The following is a 24,791-nucleotide window of genomic DNA, read 5'->3' as shown; positions in this document are numbered from 1 at the left end:
ATATAGAAACTAAACCCGTTCTTCCCACAGTCGTGTTACCTGAACCAGCCTACCATCACGATCAAACTCCAGCTTGTAGATGTCCGGCATCGTTGTATTTGCCCAGAAGTCATAACCATAGGAAGGATCATAATAATTAAAAATCAGAGTCATGATATCTCCATGCGTGCCAATCACTATTTTTTGACCAGGATGCCTATCCAGGATTCGCTGTATAACAGCGATTGCCCGGGCCCCAGCGACTTCACCGGATTCACCACCTGTATAAGCAAACGCCGGATCATCATAAAGCCTTTGTTTGGCTTCCCGAAAATGTTCATGCTTCACTTCAGGACCTGACAGCTCGCGCTCACGCAGGTCTTCTTCAGTGACCACCATGCCGCCGGATACTTCGGCCAATCCATGAATGGTATCCACAGCCCTTCTGTAGGGACTGGAATAAAACCAATGGATCTGCTCCCGGTGGAGCAAACCCGCAACGGTCGCTGCATCCCTTTTGCCTTGTTCCGTCAGGCCTCGCTCGCGTTCCTGCCCTTCCATGTACTCAGACTCTGCATGTCTTACAAAGTATAAAGCCGTGTTGGCTTCATTCGTCATCTGTCCGCCATTCCTTTCTTCTTTTCAATTACAATCAGGCAGGTGCTGTCTGGCAAAGGTGCAGGTTGACCATGTTCCTCCATAAATATAATTCGTTCTCCAAGCGCCTCCGAATATCCTTCCTGAAGAAAGTGCCGGAACGTTAAAATCTCGGCTTCATCTCCCAGCGCTTCGCGAATACAGTCCTTATAAGCCGACGGGGTAAATATGCCGAATTGCTCCTGAATCTCATGTACATATGCTTCTTCGCCCCAGGTATAGGTGTACAGAAATTCCATTGCATCATTGATACCCAGCACCGCCTCATTCTCGGAGATCCGCTCGAATTCGATGCTGCGTCCCTGGAAATCCTGTACGTACCGCTCCAGCCAAAGCATCCCATCCGGTTCAAGGAAACGAATTCGGCGTTTCTGTGCTTCGGGTTCGGTCATAATGCCATCCCGGATCAGAATTCGGCCTCCTGGGGACAGCACGTTAAATGAACTTCTTAGCGCAGCAACGACCGTATCGCTGTTAAACCTCCTTCCGTCATGTTCAATATACGAATACAGTTCATGCAGAATGGATGAAAAAATAACCGTATCGACTGTGCCTGGCTGTACGTACTGATCCAGTTGGAGAGCATCTCCCTTCAATACTTGCCAGCGATGTGCCTCCCGCTGCTTTTTGCGCTCCAGCGCCTCAATGACATTTGCTGAGATATCAATGCCAATCGGCTCCATTTCAGGTCGTTCCTGTTCAATCAGATCGAGCAGGATCCCGCCACCGGGACCGATATCCAGCACACGTTTGCCAACCATATAATCCAGCAGCACTTTTTTGTAGTCACCTGAACTGTTCATATCGGCCAGATACGTCTCTTCATTATGAAACCGATCATAGGCATCCCGGCGCAATCCAAACAGGTCAAATAACAACAGCACAGCCTTCTCGTATAACGGAGACTTTTCGGCCTCAATACAGAACGCAATCAGCTTCTCCGCCGCCGGGGAAAATTCAAATGTCACAAATACCGTATCCTGCAAATCGGGATGCCGTTCAATCCGATGTGTCAGATGGGGGTAAATGATCGTCTCACCTGCTTCAATCTGCTCCCATGAATATTGCTCCAAATACTTTTCAATCATTCGTTTCTTGTAAATATTCAGTTTCTTGACACCCTTGTAATCGTAATACATCGTGTTCATTAATAGTTCAAAGCTGATGTGCCTTACCACATCCAAATGTTGCTCCTGTGAAGTCGAATTCTGGTCCGCTTCTGCGGTTACTCTGCCTGTGATCTCCGCCATCGAATCATCAACAGCTTGCGTCATTGCTTCGCTATTCAGTGTAAACAGGAAAATCTTAACCATCTCCTGCAACGAAAAATCGTGCATCGCTGACTCCACATACCATAACGTCCGGTGAGCCAGAGGACCGAGAGCCTTATCCACCTCAAGCTCGGCTTGAAGTTTGGTATATGCTTCATCCAGCGCTTCTCCTTGACGAATGGACGAACTCCGCAAACGGGAAAGCCGTTCTTTTACATTCCAGTCCGTATGATTCGGTTCTGTGATGATCCAGCCCACAATACGCTGCACTTCAGCTTGAACCTGATTCCACAGCGCAGGATCAACGCCTGCAATGATGCATTCATTCAGTGCCATCAGGATAGCCTGTAATTCACCTGCGGTCAGCCATCCATGGGTTATAAACGAATACAGTGGGGCATTTTCAGCAAATGGGATTTCTCCTCTTATGTACTGACCGATAAGTCCGTGTGTGGCAATAAGGGTACCAATGATCTCTTGCCGAGGTGTGAGTGATCCATATGCCGTGTGCGCAGTTTGTCTACTAACAAAAATTGAACTGGATTGCTCACTTGGAAAATCGCTAAGAGATTCCGATTGAGATGAATTGATCTCGTCAATCTCGTCATGTTTGACTTGATTGCCATGTAAATTCCCAACCCTTCCATACATGTTGTATAGCTGTGCTGAACCCACATTGTGCACAAACAGGTTTACTCCCTGTTTCTGCCATATTCGCCGCTGTTTCAATGATCCCGCCTTTGCCGTTTCCGACCAGATCAGCACATCCTCCAGAATTTCTCGCACCCAAAAAGAAACTGGAAGCTGCTCCAGCACGTGAAGTGTGCGTTCTACGTAATCCAGTACCGGATTCGTGCCTTCCAGCTCTGCTATGGAGTGAATTCGCTCCAGATTAATATTCGGCTGCTCCGCAGCTGTCAGCAGCTGCAGCCAAAGAGGCTGCTCTGCCTCCTTGAGATGGCCTGACTTGTATGATTGAATGGCCTTTAATGAGTGCAGCATTAATCTCTTCACCTCGTTATCCTTGTTGGTTAAGCAAAAATATGTCATTTACAGCAGACGAATACGATCCTGCACAAGCTTGATTAATTGATCCGCTTCCCCTGCAGGTAACCTCTCGTCCAGACGTGCAGCAGCAACCGGTAGTATCCAGGCTTCCAACTCCTGACGGGATATCCCGGAAATCTGTATGTAATGCTGGATATAATGATCCAGCATTATATTTCGGGCCAATTCAAATCCCCTATGAACAGTCGGGTCCGTATCCGCTGGCAACGTGCCGCTCATTAATATTACCCAGCTGCGGGCCACATCACCCGCCGGATCACCTGACATGCCTGTCATCCAGTCTATAACCCAATATTGATCTCTTGTTTCATTTAACATAACGTTATCAGGATGAAAGTCACCGTGACAAATTTGCTTTCGCTCTGGAAGACACGCCATATAATGGATAACCTTCGTCTTCTCCTCTTCCGACAGTAGAGAGGTGTTATGAATGGCTCCAGTAAGAATCTGCTTTTGTGTGGGGAGTATTCCTTCATCATCCTGCTGGGCGTGAAGGCTATGATGACAGACTGCCATTTGACGGGATAGTTCTTCGATCAGCCCGGGTTCCTGAATCATGAGAGCTAACATCGTGTTACCTTCAATCCGTTCAAATATGATCCCTTTTCGGGGTTCATCATCCATGAATACCCTTGCCTGTGGCACAAGTAAACCCTTTTGAAATACGGCCTTGGTAATTCGAAACTCATTCTGGACAGCTTCGGCTGGAAAATCCGCATGGTATAACTTCATAATCTGATTCGATGGGTACTCATAAATCTCAGCCGTTCTTCCTTGTCCAATCCGTCTCATTTTCCATTCCCCCTGCTATGTTTGGTAAACTCCCTGTATGCACTGATTCATTCAGCACTTTGATGTTCACTCACGGCTGCCACTAATTCATTCATGATTCGTTGTCTGCCCAGCGGAGTCCAGCTCATCACAAACCCATTGGGGCCATGCGCTGAAACATGCGGCTAAAGTAAAATTCACTTCGAAACCCGACCGTTGCTGCCACTTCCTTCACTCGACTGTTCTTTTTGTTCAGTATCTGCTTCGCCCGATTCATACGTACATTGCTCAGATACTCCACTGGCGTCAGACCTGTTTCACTTCGGAACAAACGTGAAAAAGCAACCGGCGGCATACCACCTGCTGCTTCAGCCAGCTGTTCAATGCTTACTTTATCCATATAGTGCTGCTCCATATATTGGATGCTCCGTTCAATCCGTTCATCCATTACTGTTGATGGCTGTTCCAGATTCTGAATCCTTCTCTTCATTATATCTCTCTGCGTCGCAACATCAAATACATCATATACGGAGCCCCAATCATGCCGTAATTAATCCCGCCGGGATCTCATAAGAACCATGTCCGTCCGGCGGCCGACTGGACATCCATATTAATAGAAGAAACAGGATGAGCAACCACGGCAATAAAGGCCAGAAGTGTTCCCATGTTCTCCCGTACAGACTGCCTGCCATCCACACGGAAGCCTGGGAGACTCGAAATATTTTACCCACCGTCAGCAAATAGGTAATTAGTGTACCTGCCATTGCAGATATGCCCACTCCTATCAACAACATGCGAACCGTCGAACTCGCCTCTCCTTTTCTCCATGACAATCCATAGATTACCGTGGCCGCGTGAAAAGCTCCAATGAAGGCAACCACCGTCGCAGCCGCACCCGAATTCAGGCCAATCACGCCAGAGGATGCCAGAGGATTTCTCGTAATGACTTGCAGGATTGTACCCACTAATGCCAGACCGCACCCGACCAGGAAACCGGTCATTACCCGGGGCAGCCTTAATTGATGAATGGTGAAGTGATATTCCTGATCTCCCCTGCCCATCAGACTACGTAATACAAATCCTGCGCGAAGCACCCGATTCTTGCCGTCTGCTTCAAGGAGCTCAAGAAAAAACAACCGTGTCCTTGCACATCAACGACGTCATTCGCGATCTGCTGAACGCCGAGACTTTACCCGCCAAAGCCAATTTTCTCAGCCGGTTCCATCAGCGTGGGGAAACGCCGTTATACGTTAACATTCCAAATCCAATAAGGGGGTAGGAAATTCACATACCAAAAAACGGCCTTGGAGAAGCTGGTTCTTCAAGAGCCGTTTCCTTCTCTCTATTCATGTTTTGAACCATTTCCCGATTCTTTGTTCCACTTCCAATCCAAACGATTTTATTTTATTCGAACTCATCGCCTCTTACCTTGGCAAACACCATCAGATCCACCAGCGTACCTGTACTGTCACGCCGCATCTTGCGCAATATTCCTTCCAGCCTATACCCTGCCCGCTCAGCTACCATGGCACTTCGTACATTGCGTGCATCACAGCGAATTTCCAGTCGATTGGCCTCCAGATAGGTTATTGCGAACTGCTCAATGCCTCTGACTGCTTCCGTCATGAGACCCTCACCGGTACGCGAAGTTCTGATCCAGTAACCAATCTCGAAACAGCGTGCATTCCAGTCGATTCGATGCAGGCCGCTGCTGCCCACGAATTGATCTGTATGTCTGTCACGTAAATGAAGCATCATGTCGGTACGCTCCAGAAATTGCAGCCTGGCTTTGCGAGCATTCGCTTCCGATTCCTCCAGTGAAGGTATGTTCTCGGCAAAAGGCAACCACAAACGCAGCTGCTCCGCACTTTCACGGATGGCCTCATTCACTGCCGCTCCATCTCCCCACTTCGGAGCACGGATGGTTAGACGCGGTGTATCAAAGCTTTCGGGAAAGGACAGCATTAATGGATTAAATGAAGCCGAATTGGTCATGCAATCTACTCCTCCACCTGAAATATCGAGTCAATGATCAGTGGCAGATTATCCCTTACGGATACAGCACCAAATACCGAACGGGCGTGTACACCCTGTTCTCCGAACACATCCAGCATGAGATCCGAGAAACCGTTTAACACTTTATGGTGCTCCTCATAAGATTCCGCAGCATTAATAACCCCCTGCACCTTAACCACCCGCTTCACCCGATCCAGCGAACCAAGCACTTCCTGCACAACAGCCAATACCTCAATGGCGGCATTTCGGGCAAAATCATATCCCTGCTCCGTTGTAAACGTCTCTCCGTGTTTGCCACGCTCTCTTGTATCGGGCCCTTTACCGGACACATACATGATTCCGTTAACAATTACAGCATTGGCATACTTTGCTGCGGGCGCACTTGCTTGAGGCAACACAATGCCCAATTCGTCCAATCTGGTCTGTATCATCGGCTTCCCCCTTATGTAAAAAAATGTCCTTGCAAGCTATCCATCTTTCAATTTATTTCTAATTTAGTTAAAACTCAATATACGCTGGTTCATCTTGGACCGCAAGATGCAAAATCGGCTGAAATTGCAATAGATTCTCGATCAGCCAGGGAAGCGAGAGGATAATAGCGTAATTGGAGGTTGTGACCAGAGAACGAACAATTCATATTTCGGTTTGAACGGTATGATCAAGAAGCTCATACCTGTATTTACCTATAGGTTTAACTTGTACTTGTATGTTATTATGTAGGACACCCTTTTCAAAATGGGATTAAACCAAATACATAAACAAGGACTTATGATGAGTACAAAAACACGACATATTATTCTGATTTTATTCACGATCATTCTAATTATCGCATCCATCTTTTTTCATAAGTATCGTGAACTCAAACATCGCATCGAGTCTTCTGCTGACTTCTCTTACCGCAGTGTGATCCTGGAAAGTATCCATTATAAAAAAGAGCTGGATCGGTATATCAAAAGCAACAAAACAACAGATGAAACAAATCTGAGTATTTATACGAACAATATCAAGAACGCTTTCGAATATTATGGGCTCATTACGAATATGGTCGATGGTACGGCAGAAAGGCTATATCTGGAGAGAAGTGATCTCTTCCATCAGTACTGGTACATGGTCCCTCCAGACTATGCGAAACTATCATTGAAAGAGCTGCAAAAGCTAAGTGACAAAACAAGCATCATTATTAAGGGACTCCAACGGTTAAAATAGACATGATACGGCTTTTTCCATTTCCATTTCTATATCTTTACGCATTTCTATATCGCAGTCCACCCTATTTCAGCACTCCCATCGAACCTGTTTCTCTATACTCCTGCCGATATGTTCTCGGTGACACCTGAACCGTCCGTTTGAACATCTTCCCAAAATGTGAAAAATTGCTGAATCCCGCTCGCAGAGCGATCTCTGTTATGGAATCCTCGCTTTCACGCAGCAAGCGCTGCGCCTCCTTCACCCGAAGCAGGTTGAGGTAATCACTGAACGTGAACCCAGTGGTCTGTTTAAACAAACGACTGAGATAATGAGGGCTGATTCGAAACATTGCAGCAACCTCAGGCAGCGCCAAAGCCTGCTGATAGTTTTCGTTGAGATGGCGGACCACCGCCTGTGCCTTGGGATGCAGTACCGGCTCACTGTCGGCCGAGTGCACGCTCCCCAGATGTTTGTTACGGTAAGCGAACAGCAGCAATTCAACGGATCGGTGACGCAGCAGCATGCTGCTTCCTTCTCTTGTATGAACCATCTCATCAATCATTTCGCTGATCATCCGGTCCGCTGTTTCACTTACCTGTGAAGGAAGCCGTAGAATGGGAACATCCCAGCCGAATGGCTCCTTTAGCCTCTCAACGAGTTCAGGTAAAATGGCCCATTCGGTAAGCAGCTCCGGCTTGATATACAGAACAATCCGATTATGGTCAGGTCTTCCACTCTCCATCGTTTTATGGACGGTATTCCGATTGATGAATACGAAGTCTCCGGCTTTCACCCGGTAAGTACGGTCCTTGATAAAGTATATCCGCTCCCCTGATAACAGGTAGTACAGCTCGTAATGATCATGTAGATGGTCATCGGTCATGGAGAAATATCCAATGCGGCGATCATATTCGATATTCAAATATCCGGTGGGATCATTGTAATCCGCTCGAAATGTCTGTGTCATGCAGCTGCCCCCTTTGCTTGAATTATAGCAAAATAAGCGGCTTTTGAAAGCGATTACGCACAAAAAGCGGTGAAAGAAGTGCTCCCTTGTAATAGTCTAGAGCTATATTCAAGGAGGCGATAGAATGAGTAACAAAAAACGCTATGTATTGGTCGGGACAGGCGGCCGTGCAGAATTTTTCTACGGAGCATTAGCCCAAAATTTCAGGGAAACATCCGAACTTGCAGCTCTTTGCGATATTAACCAGACACGCATGAATTACGCCAATCAGTTGCTGAGGGAAAAATATAAATACGATGAGGTGCCTACATACCCTGCAGATCAGTTCGATCAGATGATTGAGAATGAAAAGCCGGACTTCGTCATTGTAACCAGCATAGACCGCACCCACCACAAATACATCATTCGCGCAATGGAGCTTGGCTGTGATGTTGTCACTGAGAAACCAATGACCATCGATGAGCACAAATGTCAGGATATTCTTGATGCCGCCAAGCGAACCGGACAAAATATACGTGTCACCTTTAACTACCGATATGCACCGCATCATACCAAGATACGGGAACTGATTCAGAATGGCACCATCGGAAAAGTGACTTCAGTCCACTTCGAATGGCTGCTGAATACGCGCCATGGCGCAGATTACTTCCGCCGCTGGCACCGGGACAAGCGCAATAGTGGCGGACTGCTCGTGCACAAATCCACGCATCACTTCGACTTGGTTAATTTCTGGATTGGTTCGCAGCCTGAGACCGTTTTCGCATTCGGCGATCTCATGTTTTATGGTCGAGAAAACGCAGAGGAACGAGGCGTGACCCAGTTTTACACTCGCGCAACAGGCAACCCGCTTGCGCAAGAAGATCCTTTTGCCCTGCACCTGGATTCGGATGCACATCTCAAAGCCATGTATCTGGATGCTGAGTCCGAAGACGGCTACCAGCGGGATCAAAGCGTATTCGGAGATGGCATCAACATCGAGGATACGATGGGTGTTCTCGTCCAGTATCAGAACAAAGCCATTTTGACCTATTCACTGGTTGCATACCAGCCGTGGGAAGGTTATCGCATTGCCATTAACGGTACCAAAGGCCGGATTGAGATGAACATTGTGGAACAATCCTACGTTAATTCGCTGGGTGACAAAAACCTAGAAGGTGCATTGATTGGAAAAACGCTGCGAGTCCTTCCGATGTTTGACGCCCCATATGAGGTTCAGGTTGAGGAAAAGGAAGGGGGGCATGGCGGAGGAGATCCTGTACTTCTGAATGATCTGTTTGGAGAGCCTGCGGAAGATCCATACCACCGTGCTGCCAACCAATTGGATGGAGCAAGATCCATCCTCACCGGAATTGCAGCCAATCGCGCCATCGCAACTGGTTTGCCTGTACGCATCAACAATCTCGTTCGTTTCTAGGAACGCAGGGCCGCTCCAACTACATTCCCTTCAAGGGCTGCGTATATTACGCAGCCTTTTTCCATATTTTCACTAATGCCTTGGAGTCTATTTTCTTAAGACTTCTATAACGGCACCGTTCGAATCTTTGAATCCAATCAATAAATTACCGCTACAAGGAGGTCGACATGACAGAAGCCCTGCTGAACAAGCTGCGCCAGTTCTCGATCCACGATCATGTGCAGCCAGGTAAACCGGAGGATCAAAAGTTAATACAGGAATGGCAGGCGTCAGGTGTTCGATTCGCGGCATCCGGCGGACGATTGGAAGCGACTTATTATTCCGCATTGGAGAAGTTACTCACTTGCATTGTGCCCCTGAATGGCAGTGAGCCCATTCTTCAGGAAGGTGGCATCTATCTGGGCTGCTGGCTGGAGAGTACCGGCACCATTAATGCGGAACTGCTGTCACGTCTGATTCCTTCCGTATCGGAAACGACCTATCTCGCTTTTGCCCGACACCAAAGAGAAGATGGATTGCTGCCCTATAAGCTAACGGGGAACGGCCCTTCCTTTCGCCAGATTCAGCTCGTTACACCATTGGCACGAAGCGTATGGAACCACTACCAGCTTCACGGAAAGAACCGCTCCTTCCTGAAGACCATGTACAAGGCCATGGTACAATACGACGAATGGATTGCAACGTATCGCAATACCCGGGGCACCGGCTGCGTGGAGGCCTTCAGCACCTTTGATACCGGGCATGATCTGTCCCCCCGGTTCTGGCATGTCCCGGATACGCCTTATATGAATGATGCCGCGTCCTGCCATCCGGACTCTCCTGTCCTGCCTTTTTTGGCCCCGGATTTGACCGCCAATATCTATTCCCAGCGCAAGTACTTGTCCCGTATGGCCGAGGAGCTCGGAGAGTCCGGTGAAGAGTGGAAAGCAAAATCGGAAACCAGTCTGGAAAGTCTTTTCCGTTACTGTTATGACGAAGAAGACATGTTCTTCTACGATCGAGATCGCAATGACGAATTGGTCAGAGTACAGTCCGATGTGCTGCTGCGCGTGATGGCCTGCGAGGTGGGCGACCGTGAATGTTTTGATAACATGCTGCGCCGGTATTTGCTGAACACAAGCAAGTTTTTTGCCAAATACCCGTTTACCTCCATATCGATGGATGATCCACGGTTCGATCCGTTCTCCTCTTATAACAGCTGGGGTGGAGCATCCAATTTCCTGAGTCTGATCCGTGCGCCGCATGCATTTGAATATCACCATCGCTATGTGGAATTGACCTGGGTAATGCAACCAATCCTGTCTTCCTTGTCCAAAGCGAAGCACTTTGCTCAGGCTTTAAGCCCATGGACCGGGGAGGAGGGTTTTACCGAAACCTACTCCCCCTCCATTCTTTGCCTGCTTGATTATGTGGAACGGTTATGCGGCATTATGCCGGTCGGAGCGGACCAGCTGTGGTTTACCGGTCTACTCCCCATCGACATGGATCATGGCGAAGAAGTCGCGGGCCACACAGCGTATAGCCGCACGGTGAATGGACTGCATTTTGAATTGGTGAACACGCCAGAACGGGTAACGGTATATCAGGATGGCAACGTTCTTATGGAGGGCCCAGCAGGAATTCGGTTCATTACAGATCGTAGTGGACAGTTGGAAGGCCTCATCGGAATGAGCGTACGCATCATTGAAGGTGAACTCACGTATCTGGGTGAAACCCTTCCAATTCGAATCAAAGGAAATGAACTTCAGCGGTATACAGAAGGAAGCTTGAAAACAGAACGGGATATCGGCATCATCTATCCTTCCTATCGCTAGTGCGTTGCAGAAGTGTGCTCTCTACAGGAACATTAACATGGTCATTCCCGATGAATAGCTGCAACACCAAAAGCGCAAGTGGCAAGGGGAACTCCCTCTGTACTTGCGCTTTTATAATTGGATATCCTAATGGACTGTCCACAACGTAGGAATAGCTGGTGATATGGAAGACTATCTTATTTTCGGGAAAACGTACCTTTCGCTTATACTTTCCGCACCCACGCAGGGTGGCGATAGAATTCAATCGTATCAATATAGTTTACCGTGTAATTCTGCTCAACCTCAGACAGTTCAAGCAGCTTTCTGTCGATTTGTTTCAACCCCATAACCACATCATGCCGAAGCAGGTCCATTGCGATTTTGCCAACGAAGCCGCCTTCCATCTCTTTATGCTTATTCCGAAATTCTTCATTATATATAAGTTCCGGTGTAAACGAGGCTTCAACAAATGCATTGACGAGTGTAAGCTCATTACCTTCCATCTGTACTGCGATATAATAATTGCCACGTTCATCCCGAACGAGATCTTTATACATTTCCACGATCAATCGGATCACTCCCTATAGCTTAAGTTGTAAACAGGGTATACGTAACGAACATGGGCGCCATTTTGCTCACCTCTTGCCCTCGTCCATTCATATAGTAGGTATAAATGGCGAACGGAGGAGTACTTATGAACTGGCACCAGCTTCACACAGGAAAAACACTACAGCAGCGCCTGGGCGAATTACAGGGACATCTGGCCGAATTAAATACCCCGCTGTCCGGTTTGGAGCCGGGAATAATCAGCAAAGTATACCCCCGCAACTTCATCAAAGTTAATCGGCAATTATTCATTCCACTCAATCTGAATTCCATCCGTGTATTCGATATCCCTCGAGCACGGCGAGGCATACGGGTGGGTATTCGTACCATTTTCCCTTCCCGGAATGCATTTAAAAATATACGCCTTGTCGGTATAGGAGTGGATTACCTTGAATTGCAGGGAAAAGGTAAATTCTCCTCCCGTATTCTCTTTCCCCTCACACAGGTCGAATCGATTTATCGCCCAACTTACCGTAAAAAGAAATAGCTTGAATGGACATCGGTCCCTTCCAAACCTTTATAAACACTTCTCTTCCGAATTATACCCCAAACGTCCCCCGGTCTGCTTAACTATCGTGGTCTTGACAAAAAGCGGTGAGAATACAGAAACTTCTCTGTGTCTCACCGCATTGCCTTTACTCGCTAATGAAATCAGCATTACATCATTAATTAGATACCCGTCCATACATCTTTGGCGTAACGACCCTCCTGCTGCAAGCGTTCAAGCCACCCTTCGGCTTGATCCAGCGAGCTGCCGCTGATGTCAGCATAAGCCTTCTTGAGTGTCGCTTCAACATCAGGGGCCATTCTGCTGCCATCCCCGCAGATATACAGATATCCGCCCTGCTCTAGCAAAGGAATCAATTGACGTGCATCATCTCTCATCAGATGCTGTACATAACATTTCTCTTCCCCATCCACACGGGAGAAAGCAGTATGAAGCTGAACAAGACCCTCATGCTGAGCGGTTTCGAATTCATTTTTATACAAATAATCATGTTGCGGGTTGCGGCATCCAAAATACAGATGAGCTTCGCCAACATGCTGACCTTGTTCCTTCAGTACACGTCTTGCCTGCAAGAAACCACGGAATGGAGCCACGCCTGTACCTGGACCAACCATGATGATCGGAACCTCTGCTTTCTCTGGCAGTTCGAACCCGGACTCAGGTGTCCGTATGAACATGACTACCTCTTCACCCGGCTTCAGGTTTGCCAAATAGTTCGACGCTATGCCTTTATATTCTCCCTGGCCGCTCCAGGCTGGAGCCCGGACTACGCTAACGGTTATACTGGCCTGCTCAGGCTGTACTCGCGGTGAACTGGAAATCGAGTAATAACGGGCTTTCAAAGAAGGCAGCAGCTCCAAAAACCGTTCGAAAGGCAGTTCACATGCCTCGTATTTCACCAGGTAATCCAGCATCGATATGCGCTTGTTACGGACTTCTTCCATGTATACCGATTCATCAAGAAGTGCTTCAAGCTCCTTCTTATGTGGCGGGCATACCGTGTACGCCGCCAGTTCCCTCAGTTGGGCGCGAGTTGCTGCTTCCTGGAGCTCCACACTGTGACTGAGCAGATCAACCAGATTCACCGGTTGATGCAGTGGCAGATGAGCTGCGCTGCGACCAGAGGCATCCAGTACCAGGTGCTCTGTACCCGTGAACCCGTAGCGTTTCAAAACCCGTTCCACGAGCTGAGGCGGATTTTGCGGTAAAATGCCTAAATGATCGCCTTCCTTATATGTCATGCCTTCAGGCAGTTTGATCTCCAGATGGCGTGTGCTGCGTTCGCTGCCCGCATCATGAAGTTCCCGATTCTCAATCACTCCAGCAACATGTGCATCATACGTATCCGCGAGCGGTGTTACCGCAAGTCCGCTGACAAACTGTACAGACAAGGAACTGCGTTCACTACCTGAACTTTCATTCAACTTAATTCCCATGGTTCGTGCCAGATCCGGCCATAGTTGCTCGGTCCAGTCGCTGACCTGTTTCTCAAAGTCTCCGCTGGCATCACTTTCTCCGATGGGCGATAACCGCTCTGCTCCTTTGGCAGACAGCTGTTCATCAATCAAACGCGGAATGCGCTGATACGTGCTAGCCCAGTTGTGATCCCCACATCCCAGTACGGAGAAGCGCACGCCTTCGAATTCGCCTGCATCCGCATGTTCAATCCATTCCACAAAATCCTTAGCATTACTAGGCGGCTGGCCGTTGTAGGATGCACTGACAATGATGACGGCCCCCTCCTTCGGCAGTTTGCCTACACGATCATCCAGGGCAGCTACCTCGCTGCGGAACCCTTGATATCTGGCGGTATCTGCAATTTCACGTGCAATACCTTCAGCCGTTCCGAGATTGGAGCCATACAGGACCAGCATCGGGGTATGATGCGCATTTGCTGTATCCGGTTCCTGTCTTTTGGTCACTTGCGTTGGCTCATCTACAGCAACACCCGGAACAGCCATGACCGGCTGACCTCCGCGTGCACGAACACGGATCGTGAAGTTATCAGGTTTGAGCGTCAATGTTTCTTTCACTTTCAACTGATAGTCCGCATGATCAATGAATTCAAAATGCTTCAGGACCATGCCCAGCACAAGTGTGGCTTCCTGGAGTGCGAACTGCTGACCAATGCAGGCCCGCTGACCATTACCAAAAGGTTTATAGGCATCATGCGGCACCTTGCTCGGATCTTCGAACCGTTCCGGACGGAATGCCTCCACATCTTCGCCCCACGCGTCGCGGTCCCGGTGCAGCTTGGGAATGAGCACACTGACACTATCGCCTTTTTGCAAAGGATATTTCCCGTCCAGAACCGTGTCCTTCTTGGCATATAAGGAAAATGCGGGAGCCGTAGGCCACAATCGCAACGCTTCGTTCAGCACCATCCGTACATATTTCAGATTACGAACCTGATTGTAGGTCGGAACCGGATCTTTCAGAATCTGATCCGCTTCGGCTTGGGCCTTGGCGAGCTTGTCCGGATTTTTCATCAGATAATAGATCGCAAAGGACAACAAACCACTCGTCGTCTCGTGTCCTGCAATCAGGAAGGTAATGATCTGATACCGGATATTCTCATCGTCCAGTGTTTCCCCGGTCTCCGGGTCCTTACCGCTGAGCATATGAGACAACAGATCATCTGCCCCTTCCTGAGGCTGTTCTTTACGCTCCGCAATAATATGATCCACCAGGGAAAACATCGAGCGGATATCTTGCTCAAACTGTTTCTTTTTGGTGATCATCAGCTTGTCTTGCAGACGCAAACGCTGCAGCGAACTCATTGATTCGTCCAATGCACGTACCATGCTTGTAATGAATGGATGCGGTTCTTCCCGGTAAAAGCTGTTAAACCGATAGTTGAATCCACATAATCCAATTGTATCCAATGTCAGTCGAGTCATATCATCAGGTACATTCACCGTCTCATCGGGGTTCAATCGTGACCATTTCTGTACGAGCTGTACAGCCAGATCAATCATTTTGTTGTGGTACCCCTGCATTGCACGTTGGCTGAAGCTGGGAAGCAATACATTATGGGCTTTTTTCCAATTGGGTTCTTGTGTCCAGCTCGTAAACAGGCCATCTCCGGCGAAAGCACGAACCTTCTCCAGCGGTGCCCAGACACGCTTGTCAAATCGGGATTCATCAGATACTTCTGCCACCAATTTGTGACCTGAGATATAGAGCTCATTTCGACCCGGAAGCTCCATTCGAAAAATCGGTCCGTATTCATCAGCCAGTTTCACCAGAGATTGTACGGGCTCGTCAAAATTCAACTGTGGCAAATTGCCCAGAGGGCCAAACGTTTTGGGTTGGGGAACTGAAATTTGCGCCATGCTACTCACTCCTCTACCTTCATTTTCTGCACATTTTCATATTTAATCCAGATAATCTAAAAATAATAAATCAGAACCAACTGACCAAAATGGTATATCGGTCAATTTTAAATAAAAAAAATGGGTTTCTTTGTTACCTCACTTTTACCCTAACATTTCCAGTCCTAATCTTCAACAGTCTCAAAGTCGTAGGACCAACGGGTAGCCATTGGGCTCGAACGGGAAAATAGCCCCCTTTTTGGTCCAGCGAAATCGAGGTTTTTCTAAACTTGACGAGCTCATACTTTTTCAAATAAAAGGTTAAGTCTAGGATTGCCTCAGCAGGCCTTGTATCGCATTCTGCATCTCGAACGGGGTAATCGGGGTCTCATAGCGGCCACGCACTTCCCCGGTTCGATCAATCAGGAATTTGGTGAAATTCCATTTGATCCCGTCTCCCCGGTATAATTCGGGATGTTTCTCTTTGACAAACTGGTCCATCCATCTGCCTTCTTCCGTCTCCATATCATAGCCCTGAAATGGGGAAGCTTCGACCAGATACCGAAACAAGGGATGTTTGGATTGTCCGGTGACCTCAAGCTTTTCAAAAATCGGGAAGGAGATATGAAATTGATTCCTGCAATAATAAGCTATTTCATCATTACTGCCCGGTTCCTTGTGGTTAAACTGATCACAGGGAAACGCCAATATCTCCAGCCCCTGACTACGGTACTGCTCATACAGCTGCTGTAGTTCGGTGAATTGTCGAGCGTAACTGCACTTGCTCGCTGTATTCACAATAAGCAGTACTTTCCCCTTAAAAACAGATAAATCGCTCACATGTCCATCCATAAATGGAACCTGAAAAGAAAATACACTCATTCATACCGCCTCCTCTGTTCATCTTCATATAAAATCCTGCTGAATGGATTATACACCCATTCCCCTGATAGGTTAAATATATAATAAAAATAGATATTATAGGCTATGACTATATATCGTACATATCTCACCTTTTATACGACTGAAACGTACATAAAAAAACTGCCCTCCGCAGACAGAAGCTGCTTTCTGGACAGTTCTTAAAAGTGACATTAGAGTGTTCATTTTGAAAAAGCAGTTACCCCATAATAAGGCCATATACAATGCCAGGCCCATGAACCCCAATGGTCAAATCATTTTCAATATCAGAAGAACGACTGGGTCCAGAAATAAAATGAATGCCTGCCGGGAGATTCGTTCTTCCCGCTTCGTCGAAACGCTTCAGCGTCTCACCAAGTCTGGTGTAGAGCCTTTCAATCGGAATAATAATCATCAGTACGGTGGGCAATAGACTGACTGAGCGCCCCTTTTCCGGTGATGAAAGCACTGTTACGGAGCCCGTATATGCTGTAGCATAATCCGCCATGACCACACCGATATCGGCCTCAGCTGCCCGCGCCTTCCAGTTCTCTTCCGCTTGGCTATTCCACACTGAAATATGAACATCAGGAAGTTGTTCTTCCAATCCCAGATCCGTCAGTGCCTGTTCATTCTGGCGTATGATGTATTTCGCGCTTAATTCGTGAGATTTGTTAGCAATAAAGTCGGAGGCTTCGTTAATATCACGCACCCGGGCAATGTGAGCACCTACACTCACAAAATTGTCGGTGAATGCCTGAATGCGTTTATCCATGTCCCACTCCAGATCATTCCAAAAAGCGGGTGCTCCGCGAAACGGTTGGGTCGGCGCATGACGCTGACGTGGTCTTCTCAACTTGGATGCAATGTCATTCATAAAGTGTTCCTGTTTCGCACGAGATTTCTTCTCCAGTTGCTCCAGCCATTCCTGATGTTCAGTGTTCATGTTGGCCGCCCCCCTCGCGTTCACGAAGGATCTGTTCCATCCGGTTTCGAACGGAAGAATCCATCTCTTTCTTACCTTGATTCAGTTCCTCATCCAGCTTGTTCCATTGCTGCCGGAAGGAACGCTTCGCGAGGCTTGGCGCAACCCGATAGCTGTTCCAGCCCTTGAGAGGCCCAAGTTTCATTGAGATTCCGTTATTTTTCACAACCACTTTCTGACCAATCTGCCCAAGACGAATAGCTGTACTGAATCGTTTAGAATTGGATACAACCGCCGCAAAACCTTTCATGCCCGCGCTCTCAAGCTTATTGCCATGACCCTTTTCCACCTTGCGTCTACGCAAATATACGAGCATATCGTGCAGCGGAATTTTGACCGGACAGGCTTCATAACAGGCTCCGCACAGACTGGAAGCACCCGCGATGTCGTTCCATTCATCGATGTTGCCATTTAATGCAGGCGTAAGCACTGCTCCTATAGGTCCGCTGTACGTTCCACCGTAAGCATGCCCGCCAATATGGCGATACACCGGACAAGCATTCAAACAGGCACCGCAGCGAATACAGTTCAGCAGCTCCTGAAATTCGGGATCACCCAACTGGAGTGAACGGCCATTATCCACGATAATAATGTGCATTTCTTCCGGTCCGTCCCCGTCCTCTGATCGACGAGGACCGGTTATGCCTGACATATACATCGTCAATTTCTGACCTGTCGCAGATCGTGGCAGCAGGGTTGCCATTACTTCCAGATCCGTCCATGACGGAATGATACGCTCCATGCCCATTAAGGTAATCTGTGTCTTTGGCACGGTGGATACCATGCGGGCATTGCCTTCATTTTCAAATAGGACCATGGATCCCGTCTCCGCAATCGCAAAATTGCAGCCAGTCATGCCGATATCTGCTTCAAGAAACTTCTCGCGCAACTTTTTGCGTACAAATCCGGCAAGAACAGTGGTGTCCGGTTCCAGCATTTCGCCCGCTTCCTTCGATAACAGCTCTGCGATTTGATAACGGTTCTTATGAATGGCCGGAATGACGATATGAGATGGGGCTTCACCCGCCAATTGAATGATGTATTCACCCAGATCAGTCTCGATCGCTTCAATGCCTGCAGATTCCAATACATGGTTGAGATGTACTTCCTCGGACACCATGGACTTGGATTTCACCACGGTTGAAGCATGCTTGTGAGTCGCAATATCCAGTGCAATCGCTGCTGCCTCTACCGAAGTATCCGCAAAATGAATATGAACCCCATTGGCACGTGCATTATTGACGAATTCATTCAGATAATAATCCAGATGTGCGATCGTATGCAGACGAATCTGACGTCCACGTTCACGCCATTCTTCCCAGTTGCCATGTTCCTCTGATGCAGCTTTCTTGCCATTACGCAGTCGTTCCGTTGTAAACTTGACCGCTTTGCGCAGAAAATCATCATTTAACGCAAGTTCTGCACGTTTCTTCACGGTAACATCCATTACACCCGGCTGACTCATCCGGTTTGCACCCCCTCATACAGCAGTTCCGCCAAATGCATCACACGCACCGGTTCATTCCGATAACGCAGATTGCCCGCAATATTCATTAGACAGGCCATATCCAGTCCTACTAAGACCTCAGCTTCCGTCTCTTTGATATGATCTACCTTTTCTGTGACCATGGCACCGGATATATCCGGCATTTTAATGGCAAATGTGCCCCCGAACCCGCAGCAATCCTCTCCGAATGGAAGTGGGACCAATTCCAGGCCCTTCACAGCGGACAGCAATGCCATAGGCTCATCCTTCACACCTAACAAACGGCTTCCGTGACAGGATGGATGATAGGTAACCTTATATGGAAAATGCGCACCCAAATCCGTGATTCCAAGCACCTGAACGAGAAACTGGGTGAATTCATAGGCTTTTGCCTCCAAGCGTTTGGCCTTCTCCAGCCATATGGGTTCATCGGCAAACAGCTCGGGGTAATGATGAATCATATACGTACAGGAGCCTGAAGGACAAACGACAAAATCACTGTCATCAAAAGCCTCCAGAATCGTTTTGGCGGCTACTCGTGTCTCATCCCAATACCCGCTATTGTAGGAAGGCTGTCCGCAGCAGGTCTGCACGGGCGGGAAATCCAGCCGGACACCATGAGCGGCAAGCAATCTGACCATTGCCTCCCCTACACGGGGATATATGGCATCACTGAGGCAGGTAATGAACAAGGAGACTTTCATGATTACACGCTCCCATAACTGATGAATTGTTGTTATAACACATATAAGTATCGGATAGGGTATTGGCCTTAAACGGTCTTGATCTCGATATCATAGCCATTCAACCGGTCTATTACATCGCCTTCCATCGACTGATCCGTGATCACCGCATGCACCGCATTCAACCCCGTTACGCGGGCAAATGCACGAACACCGAATTTGCTGGCGTCTGCAAGCAAAATGACCTGGTCGGCAATACCGACCATTTTCTGCTTCAATCTAGCCTGAAGTTCATTGGATTCACTGATTCCGCCGCCCTCCAGATGCACACCTTTACAAGAGAGAAACAATTTATCAACATGATACGTTTCCAGCGAACGTTCGGCGAGCGGTCCGACAAAAGATAACGAGCGCGGGGCCAGCTGGCCCCCGGTCGAGATGACTTCGATTTTGTCCCTGCTGCTTAGTTCGGTAGCTACCTGTATGGAATTGGTCAATACCGTCAAAGGCATATCCGGCATATTGGCTGCCATATAACCTGCTGTCGTACTGGCATCCAGCAAAATTCGGTCCCCCGGGCAGATCATCAAAAGGGCTGATTGAGCGATCCTTTTCTTCTCCTCCGCATGGGTTGTCTCCCTCACACGATATGGGATCTCTGGCTGCTCTTCCTTCACGCTGACTGCTCCACCATGGGAACGACGAAGCCGTCCTGCTTGCTCCAGTCGATCCAAATCACGCCGAATCGTCTCTTCTGTTACTCGGCAGCGCTCACTAAGTTCGGATACGCGCATACTGCCCTTCATATTAACCAACTCCACAATCCGGTCATAACGTTCTGCTGCCAGCATGTTACACCTCACTCCCGGCTTGTGATGTTGACGAAGCGGTCAACTTTAGGAATCTGCCGTAGGCCTCTTCCCAGATGGGTCTGTCCTTTGGATCATAATCGGTAACCGGGAATGAGTCGCGGATGACCTTGCGAGCTTCCCATATATCCTTAAAAACTCCGCTTGCCATCCACTGTACCGCCATGTTCCCGATCGCACTGCCTTCTGCCGGACCCGCCCAAACCGGTTTGCCAATGGAGTTGGCCGTCCACTGACATAACAAACGATTTTGGATGCCTCCCCCGACCATGTGCAGTCCATTGAAGGTCTGTCTGGACAGCTGTTCCGTCCACTCCAGTACTCTTCGATACTTCAGAGCAAGACTTTCCAGAATGGATCGGGCAATGGCTCCCTGATCCTGCGGCTCGGCCTGCCCGGTATCACGGCAATACTGACGTATGCGGGAGGTCATATCACCTGCCGGCATAAACAGATCATCATCAGGATCAAACAAACTTGCAAACGCAGGGGCAAGTTCAGCCTTGGTCAATAATTCCGCGTAGCTGATCCCCTGTCCCTTCCGTTCCCATTCACGCATGCTTTCCTGCAAAATCCACAGCCCCATGATGTTCTTGAGCAGCCGGAACGTACCGCCTGCCCCGCCCTCATTCGTAAAGTTCAGTGCCAGACTCTCGGAACTGATGGCAGGATGATCAAGCTCCGTGCCCATCAGTGACCAGGTTCCACAGCTCAGATAAGCGAATGAACGCTCTGTTGCCGGAACAGCGACGACCGCTGAGCCTGTGTCATGCTCTGCAACCGCAATAACCGGGATGGCAGACAGACCGACATCACTGCCAATGCTGCTCCGTAGCTGCCCCACACGTGTACCTGGCATAACCGCTTCGCCAAACAGGGTCTCCGAAATGCCGATATGTGCGAGCAGTTCACCGTCCCAATGACCTGTTGAAGGATTATACAGCTGCGTTGTAGTCGCATTGGTAAACTCATTCACCGCTTCACCGGTCAGAAAGTAACGAAGCAGATCCGGAATCATAAGAAAACGCTCCGCTTCGTTAAGCAATGGGGAAGCGCTTCGCTTAAGCGTTGCCAACTGGTACAAGGTGTTAAAGCCAAGAAATTGAATACCCGTGCGTTCGAAAATCCGCTGCGAAGTTAATTCCTTGCGCACCTGATCCATCATGCCGTTAAACTGCACATCACGGTAATGGTACGGATTGCCCAGCAATTCGCCATTCCTCCCCAGTAGTCCAAAATCGACCCCCCAGGAATCAATCCCCAGACTTTCAGGTTGTTCCCCCTTTTGTTTAACCAGGTTCAGCCCTTCCAGCAATTCATGATGCAGCCGCAAAATATCCCAATGCATTCGATCTCCGACTTTCACCGGTTCATTCTTGAACCGATGAATCTCCATCGCTTCTATTCCCCGATCGTTCAGATGCCCCAGCAGCGCTCTCCCGCTGCCAGCCCCCAGATCATACGCCAGCACACTCACTTCTTTTCACCAGCCTCTCATCCCATACCGTTAGTTCGTTCTCAAACATTTCTTCATTTCATCTCACAGTACCCTGTGATTTATTCTTTATTTTTTGTTTGTTTATTTTTGTTTTATACTGTTTTACTTTATTTTACGAGTATATCATCATTGTAAGCGTTTGAATACCCTGTGATTTCTTAATTTTGACTATAGCAAAAACGACTCTCTCCACTTGGGAGGAGCCGCTATTCCGTTATTTTACGTATAGAAACTGTTATTGCGAGTACCGGACTGGGGCTGCACATCTCTTTCAAAATGCTTAAATCTTGTCCCCTGATACGTCAGCATGCCCCGGTCATTTTCCACAAGCATACCGAAGTCATTCCCGCCTACGTTCAATTCTATCCGTTCTCCGTTGTCGAGCTCAAATGTGATGTAATAGGATGTCGTAGCACTGCTGTCCCCTGCCCCCCCGCTAACCCTCGTTCGCTTTGCCACAATTGTTGAATGCAGAGTCAGCACCGCTGCTGCATTGTTTAAGGACCATGTACGTATCCCTGCAATAATGGCATATACAATAACACCTGCAATAATGAGAAAAACGCCACCAATAAAGATTGATCCAAACGCGCTCATTGCACCAAACTCATTGAATCCTGAAAAAAAGCCACCCTGATTGCCCTCGAATCCCGGCACATCATTCATGTCGTCAAAAATACCGAAGCCGTCCATGCTTAGTCGACCCATCGATGAAGATATGCTCCATACCGTCATTCATCATCGTTCCTTCCCTCTGCAAAATAAGATGCACCGCCCCCTACAAGGAGACGGTGCACGCAGACAACCCTACAAACCTTGTCCGTATACTATATGAACCTGATCACGAATACAGACGTTCAAGTTCATCGACCAGACTGCCCACATACGCCACAGCTGATCGGATGGGCTCAGGACCTGACATATCGACTCCTGCGAGCTTCATCAGTTCTTGCGGCGTGAGGCTCCCTCCTGATTTGAGTGCTTCAAGCCAGCGATCCACTGCAGGCTGCCCTTCTTCCCGAATCAACTGTGCAGCAGCGGTAGATGCTGTCAGACCTGCTGCATAGGTGTAGGGATATAGTCCCATATAATAATGAGGCTGTCTCATCCAGGTCAGTTTGGCACCTTCATCGACGACCAGATCAGGACCCCAGAACTCGGAGAGAATGTCTCCTTTTAGCTGACTTAGCGTCTTCGCTGTAATCGGTTCATCCTTGGTTGCAAGTGCATACACCCGCCGCTGCAGCTCACCTTCAAGCAGGTGCGTGACAAAGTTGTGGTAATACGTATTCAGCAATTGCAAAATGACCCAACGACGCATTCTCGGATTGTCCGAACGCTTCAACAAATGATCTGCCAGCAGCATTTCATTCATCGTTGAAGGGGCCTCTATGAAATAAAGGGACGGTCGAGTATTGGTAAGCCGCTGGTACTTTCCAGCAAGCATGAAATGCCCGGCATGCCCTACTTCATGAGCAAGCGTGAATGCTCCGCGCATATTGTTCGCCCACGAGATCAGGATATAGGAATGAGATCCGTATATAGACGAACAAAAAGCTCCTGTTGATTTACCCGCATTATCTGCGTAATCAACCCAGCGTTCACTAAATGCACGTTTCACGATCTCACCATATTCCGGTCCCAACACGGCAAGGGCTTCCTGGATCAGTGTGCAGGCTTCCTCATATGTAATGGCAGGGCTGAATTCCGGGTCCAGCGGGGCTTTCAGATCACAGAACAAGAGCTTGTCCAGACCCAGCTCACGTTTCTTCAGAGCTGCCAGTCTGCGCATGTGCGGTGCAAGTTCCTGCTGGATAATATCCAGGACATTGTTATACATCTCTTTGCTTACTTGCTGCGGGCTAAGCAGCATATCGGTAACCTCATCATATCCGCGCAGCCTGGAGAGCACGACCTGTTTCTTCACTTCGGTTGCGTAGCCTTCAGCAAAGGTGTTTTTGTAATCATTCAGCTTGGAGCTGAACGCGGCATAAGCAGAGCGGCGCAGCTTCGTATCCGATGACATTTCATAATTATTTTCATAGAATGACCAGGACAGCGGACGATTGTTGTCATCGCCATCGAGTGCGTCGTCAAAGGTCATGTCTGCCAGTTTCCCCCGCAGATAGATGCGATAGGGAGAATCCAGCACTTCTCCAAGGGAAGCGAGCACTTTCTCCGTCTCGGGCGAAAGGCGATGCGCTTTTTCCTGGATCAGACGTTCCAGACTGCGGGCATAGGGCTGCAACCCCGGAAACTCTTCGATATAACGCTCTACCGTTCCATCCGGAAGATCAACGATCTCGGAATTGACAAAAGACAAGGACGACGACAGATTGGATAGAATGTCTCCCGCTTTGGCTGAATTCTCGATATTCACAGGGTTGGTACTGTCCTCCGATTGTTTAAGCCGGGCATATGAAGCTGTTTTGCCAATCCGTTCCTGAAGTGCTTCACGGGCATCCAGACAGGCCAGCAATTGCGCAGGGCTTTCACCCAAATGTCCTTTGAACGTTTCGATATAGGCAGCTGCCTCAGGCAGTGATCTGAGCTCCTGCTCCCACTCCGCATCCGTTCCAAACAAATCTCGCAGATCCCAGGTCGACTCTTGGCTTACTTCATCGCGTGTACGTATTTTTTCCATCTTTCTTGTCATCCTCCTTACATTTCCAATATCTCTCATCGTATCATAATCGGAGGCTATATACCTTACATTTCCTAAAATGAGCCTTTTGGTTCAAGGGGTTCAAGATTAGACTAAAGAATATTCACACTTCCCACTCCGATGACAGAACACCCCTCCGATCGCTGTTATCCC

General features: G+C 48.4%; 22 protein-coding genes. 4 read left to right on the top strand and 18 right to left on the bottom strand.

Annotation, left to right across the window (positions count from 1 at the left end):
* Positions 1–9 precede the first annotated feature (9 nt).
* The 7 genes from PPA03S_RS17355 to PPA03S_RS17325 form a co-directional block, all read right to left on the bottom strand.
* Positions 10–597 (bottom strand): histidine phosphatase family protein, encoded by a 588-nt coding sequence (locus PPA03S_RS17355; RefSeq protein WP_062324560.1) that lies wholly within the window; start codon positions 595–597, stop codon positions 10–12.
* Positions 594–2,909, bottom strand: coding sequence for a class I SAM-dependent methyltransferase (locus PPA03S_RS17350; protein ID WP_062324558.1), 2,316 nt, complete (start codon positions 2,907–2,909; stop codon positions 594–596). The genes PPA03S_RS17355 and PPA03S_RS17350 overlap by 4 nt, the downstream gene beginning before the upstream one ends.
* A 48-nt stretch (positions 2,910–2,957) precedes the next feature.
* A complete protein-coding gene (locus tag PPA03S_RS17345) occupies positions 2,958–3,767 on the bottom strand; it encodes a phosphotransferase family protein (protein WP_062324556.1) in 810 nt (269 codons plus the stop codon).
* A gap of 127 nt (positions 3,768–3,894) precedes the next feature.
* On the bottom strand, positions 3,895–4,236 hold the full coding sequence (locus PPA03S_RS17340) for a helix-turn-helix domain-containing protein (protein ID WP_062324555.1): 342 nt from the start codon (positions 4,234–4,236) through the stop codon (positions 3,895–3,897).
* 49 nt (positions 4,237–4,285) lie between these two features.
* Positions 4,286–4,882: an iron chelate uptake ABC transporter family permease subunit gene (locus tag PPA03S_RS17335; protein WP_062324553.1), complete on the bottom strand. Its 597-nt coding sequence runs from the start codon at positions 4,880–4,882 to the stop codon at positions 4,286–4,288.
* 268 nt (positions 4,883–5,150) lie between these two features.
* The gene (locus PPA03S_RS17330) at positions 5,151–5,741 is read right to left on the bottom strand and encodes a GNAT family N-acetyltransferase (RefSeq protein WP_062324552.1); all 591 of its coding nucleotides are present in this window, start codon (positions 5,739–5,741) and stop codon (positions 5,151–5,153) included.
* Between the two features lie 5 nt (positions 5,742–5,746).
* Complete coding sequence (locus PPA03S_RS17325) at positions 5,747–6,193, bottom strand: RidA family protein (RefSeq protein ID WP_062324551.1); 447 nt, start codon at positions 6,191–6,193, stop codon at positions 5,747–5,749.
* A gap of 337 nt (positions 6,194–6,530) precedes the next feature.
* On the opposite strand from PPA03S_RS17325, the gene PPA03S_RS17320 reads away from it, so the two are divergent.
* Positions 6,531–6,968, top strand: coding sequence for a hypothetical protein (locus PPA03S_RS17320; protein ID WP_157284218.1), 438 nt, complete (start codon positions 6,531–6,533; stop codon positions 6,966–6,968).
* Positions 6,969–7,032: 64 nt separating this feature from the next.
* Here PPA03S_RS17320 and PPA03S_RS17315 read toward each other — a convergent pair whose 3' ends face one another.
* Positions 7,033–7,917: an AraC family transcriptional regulator gene (locus tag PPA03S_RS17315; protein ID WP_062324549.1), complete on the bottom strand. Its 885-nt coding sequence runs from the start codon at positions 7,915–7,917 to the stop codon at positions 7,033–7,035.
* 124 nt (positions 7,918–8,041) lie between these two features.
* Between PPA03S_RS17315 and PPA03S_RS17310 the strand changes: the two genes are divergently transcribed.
* Both PPA03S_RS17310 and PPA03S_RS17305 read left to right on the top strand, forming a co-directional pair.
* Positions 8,042–9,331: a Gfo/Idh/MocA family oxidoreductase gene (locus tag PPA03S_RS17310; RefSeq protein ID WP_062324548.1), complete on the top strand. Its 1,290-nt coding sequence runs from the start codon at positions 8,042–8,044 to the stop codon at positions 9,329–9,331.
* Positions 9,332–9,498: 167 nt separating this feature from the next.
* Positions 9,499–11,145 carry an MGH1-like glycoside hydrolase domain-containing protein gene (locus tag PPA03S_RS17305; protein ID WP_062324547.1) on the top strand — a complete coding sequence of 549 codons (1,647 nt, stop codon included), beginning with the start codon at positions 9,499–9,501 and terminating at the stop codon, positions 11,143–11,145.
* Positions 11,146–11,348: 203 nt separating this feature from the next.
* Here the strand turns inward: PPA03S_RS17305 and PPA03S_RS17300 are convergent, their stop codons facing one another.
* A complete protein-coding gene (locus PPA03S_RS17300; protein WP_062324546.1) occupies positions 11,349–11,693 on the bottom strand; it encodes a hypothetical protein in 345 nt (114 codons plus the stop codon).
* Between the two features lie 125 nt (positions 11,694–11,818).
* Between PPA03S_RS17300 and PPA03S_RS17295 the strand changes: the two genes are divergently transcribed.
* Positions 11,819–12,217 carry a hypothetical protein gene (locus PPA03S_RS17295; RefSeq protein WP_062324545.1) on the top strand — a complete coding sequence of 133 codons (399 nt, stop codon included), beginning with the start codon at positions 11,819–11,821 and terminating at the stop codon, positions 12,215–12,217.
* Between the two features lie 182 nt (positions 12,218–12,399).
* On the opposite strand, the gene PPA03S_RS17290 is transcribed toward PPA03S_RS17295, so the two are convergent.
* The 9 genes from PPA03S_RS17290 to pepF form a co-directional block, all read right to left on the bottom strand.
* Positions 12,400–15,573, bottom strand: coding sequence for a bifunctional cytochrome P450/NADPH--P450 reductase (locus tag PPA03S_RS17290; protein ID WP_062324544.1), 3,174 nt, complete (start codon positions 15,571–15,573; stop codon positions 12,400–12,402).
* 306 nt (positions 15,574–15,879) lie between these two features.
* A complete protein-coding gene (locus tag PPA03S_RS17285; protein ID WP_062324543.1) occupies positions 15,880–16,434 on the bottom strand; it encodes a glutathione peroxidase in 555 nt (184 codons plus the stop codon).
* Between the two features lie 238 nt (positions 16,435–16,672).
* The gene (locus PPA03S_RS17280) at positions 16,673–17,398 is read right to left on the bottom strand and encodes a LutC/YkgG family protein (RefSeq protein ID WP_062324542.1); all 726 of its coding nucleotides are present in this window, start codon (positions 17,396–17,398) and stop codon (positions 16,673–16,675) included.
* The gene (locus PPA03S_RS17275; RefSeq protein ID WP_062324541.1) at positions 17,388–18,902 is read right to left on the bottom strand and encodes a LutB/LldF family L-lactate oxidation iron-sulfur protein; all 1,515 of its coding nucleotides are present in this window, start codon (positions 18,900–18,902) and stop codon (positions 17,388–17,390) included. Before PPA03S_RS17275 ends, PPA03S_RS17280 begins: the two co-directional genes overlap by 11 nt.
* Complete coding sequence (locus PPA03S_RS17270) at positions 18,899–19,627, bottom strand: (Fe-S)-binding protein (RefSeq protein ID WP_062324540.1); 729 nt, start codon at positions 19,625–19,627, stop codon at positions 18,899–18,901. The genes PPA03S_RS17275 and PPA03S_RS17270 overlap by 4 nt, the downstream gene beginning before the upstream one ends.
* 68 nt (positions 19,628–19,695) lie before the next feature.
* Entirely contained in the window at positions 19,696–20,457 is a 762-nt protein-coding gene (locus PPA03S_RS17265; protein ID WP_062324539.1) for a DeoR/GlpR family DNA-binding transcription regulator, read from the bottom strand.
* Between the two features lies 1 nt (position 20,458).
* On the bottom strand, positions 20,459–21,952 hold the full coding sequence (locus PPA03S_RS17260) for a rhamnulokinase (RefSeq protein ID WP_062324538.1): 1,494 nt from the start codon (positions 21,950–21,952) through the stop codon (positions 20,459–20,461).
* A 240-nt stretch (positions 21,953–22,192) separates the two neighbouring features.
* Entirely contained in the window at positions 22,193–22,708 is a 516-nt protein-coding gene (locus tag PPA03S_RS17255; protein ID WP_245683647.1) for a DUF2500 domain-containing protein, read from the bottom strand.
* Between the two features lie 106 nt (positions 22,709–22,814).
* Positions 22,815–24,617 carry an oligoendopeptidase F gene (pepF, locus tag PPA03S_RS17250; RefSeq protein WP_062324537.1) on the bottom strand — a complete coding sequence of 601 codons (1,803 nt, stop codon included), beginning with the start codon at positions 24,615–24,617 and terminating at the stop codon, positions 22,815–22,817.
* Between the last annotated feature and the right edge of the window lie 174 nt (positions 24,618–24,791).

The sequence above is a fragment of the Paenibacillus pabuli NBRC 13638 genome (assembly GCF_001514495.1).
Classification (GTDB): Bacteria; Bacillota; Bacilli; order Paenibacillales; family Paenibacillaceae; genus Paenibacillus; species Paenibacillus pabuli.
This window is presented reverse-complemented; position numbering and strand designations above follow the sequence as displayed.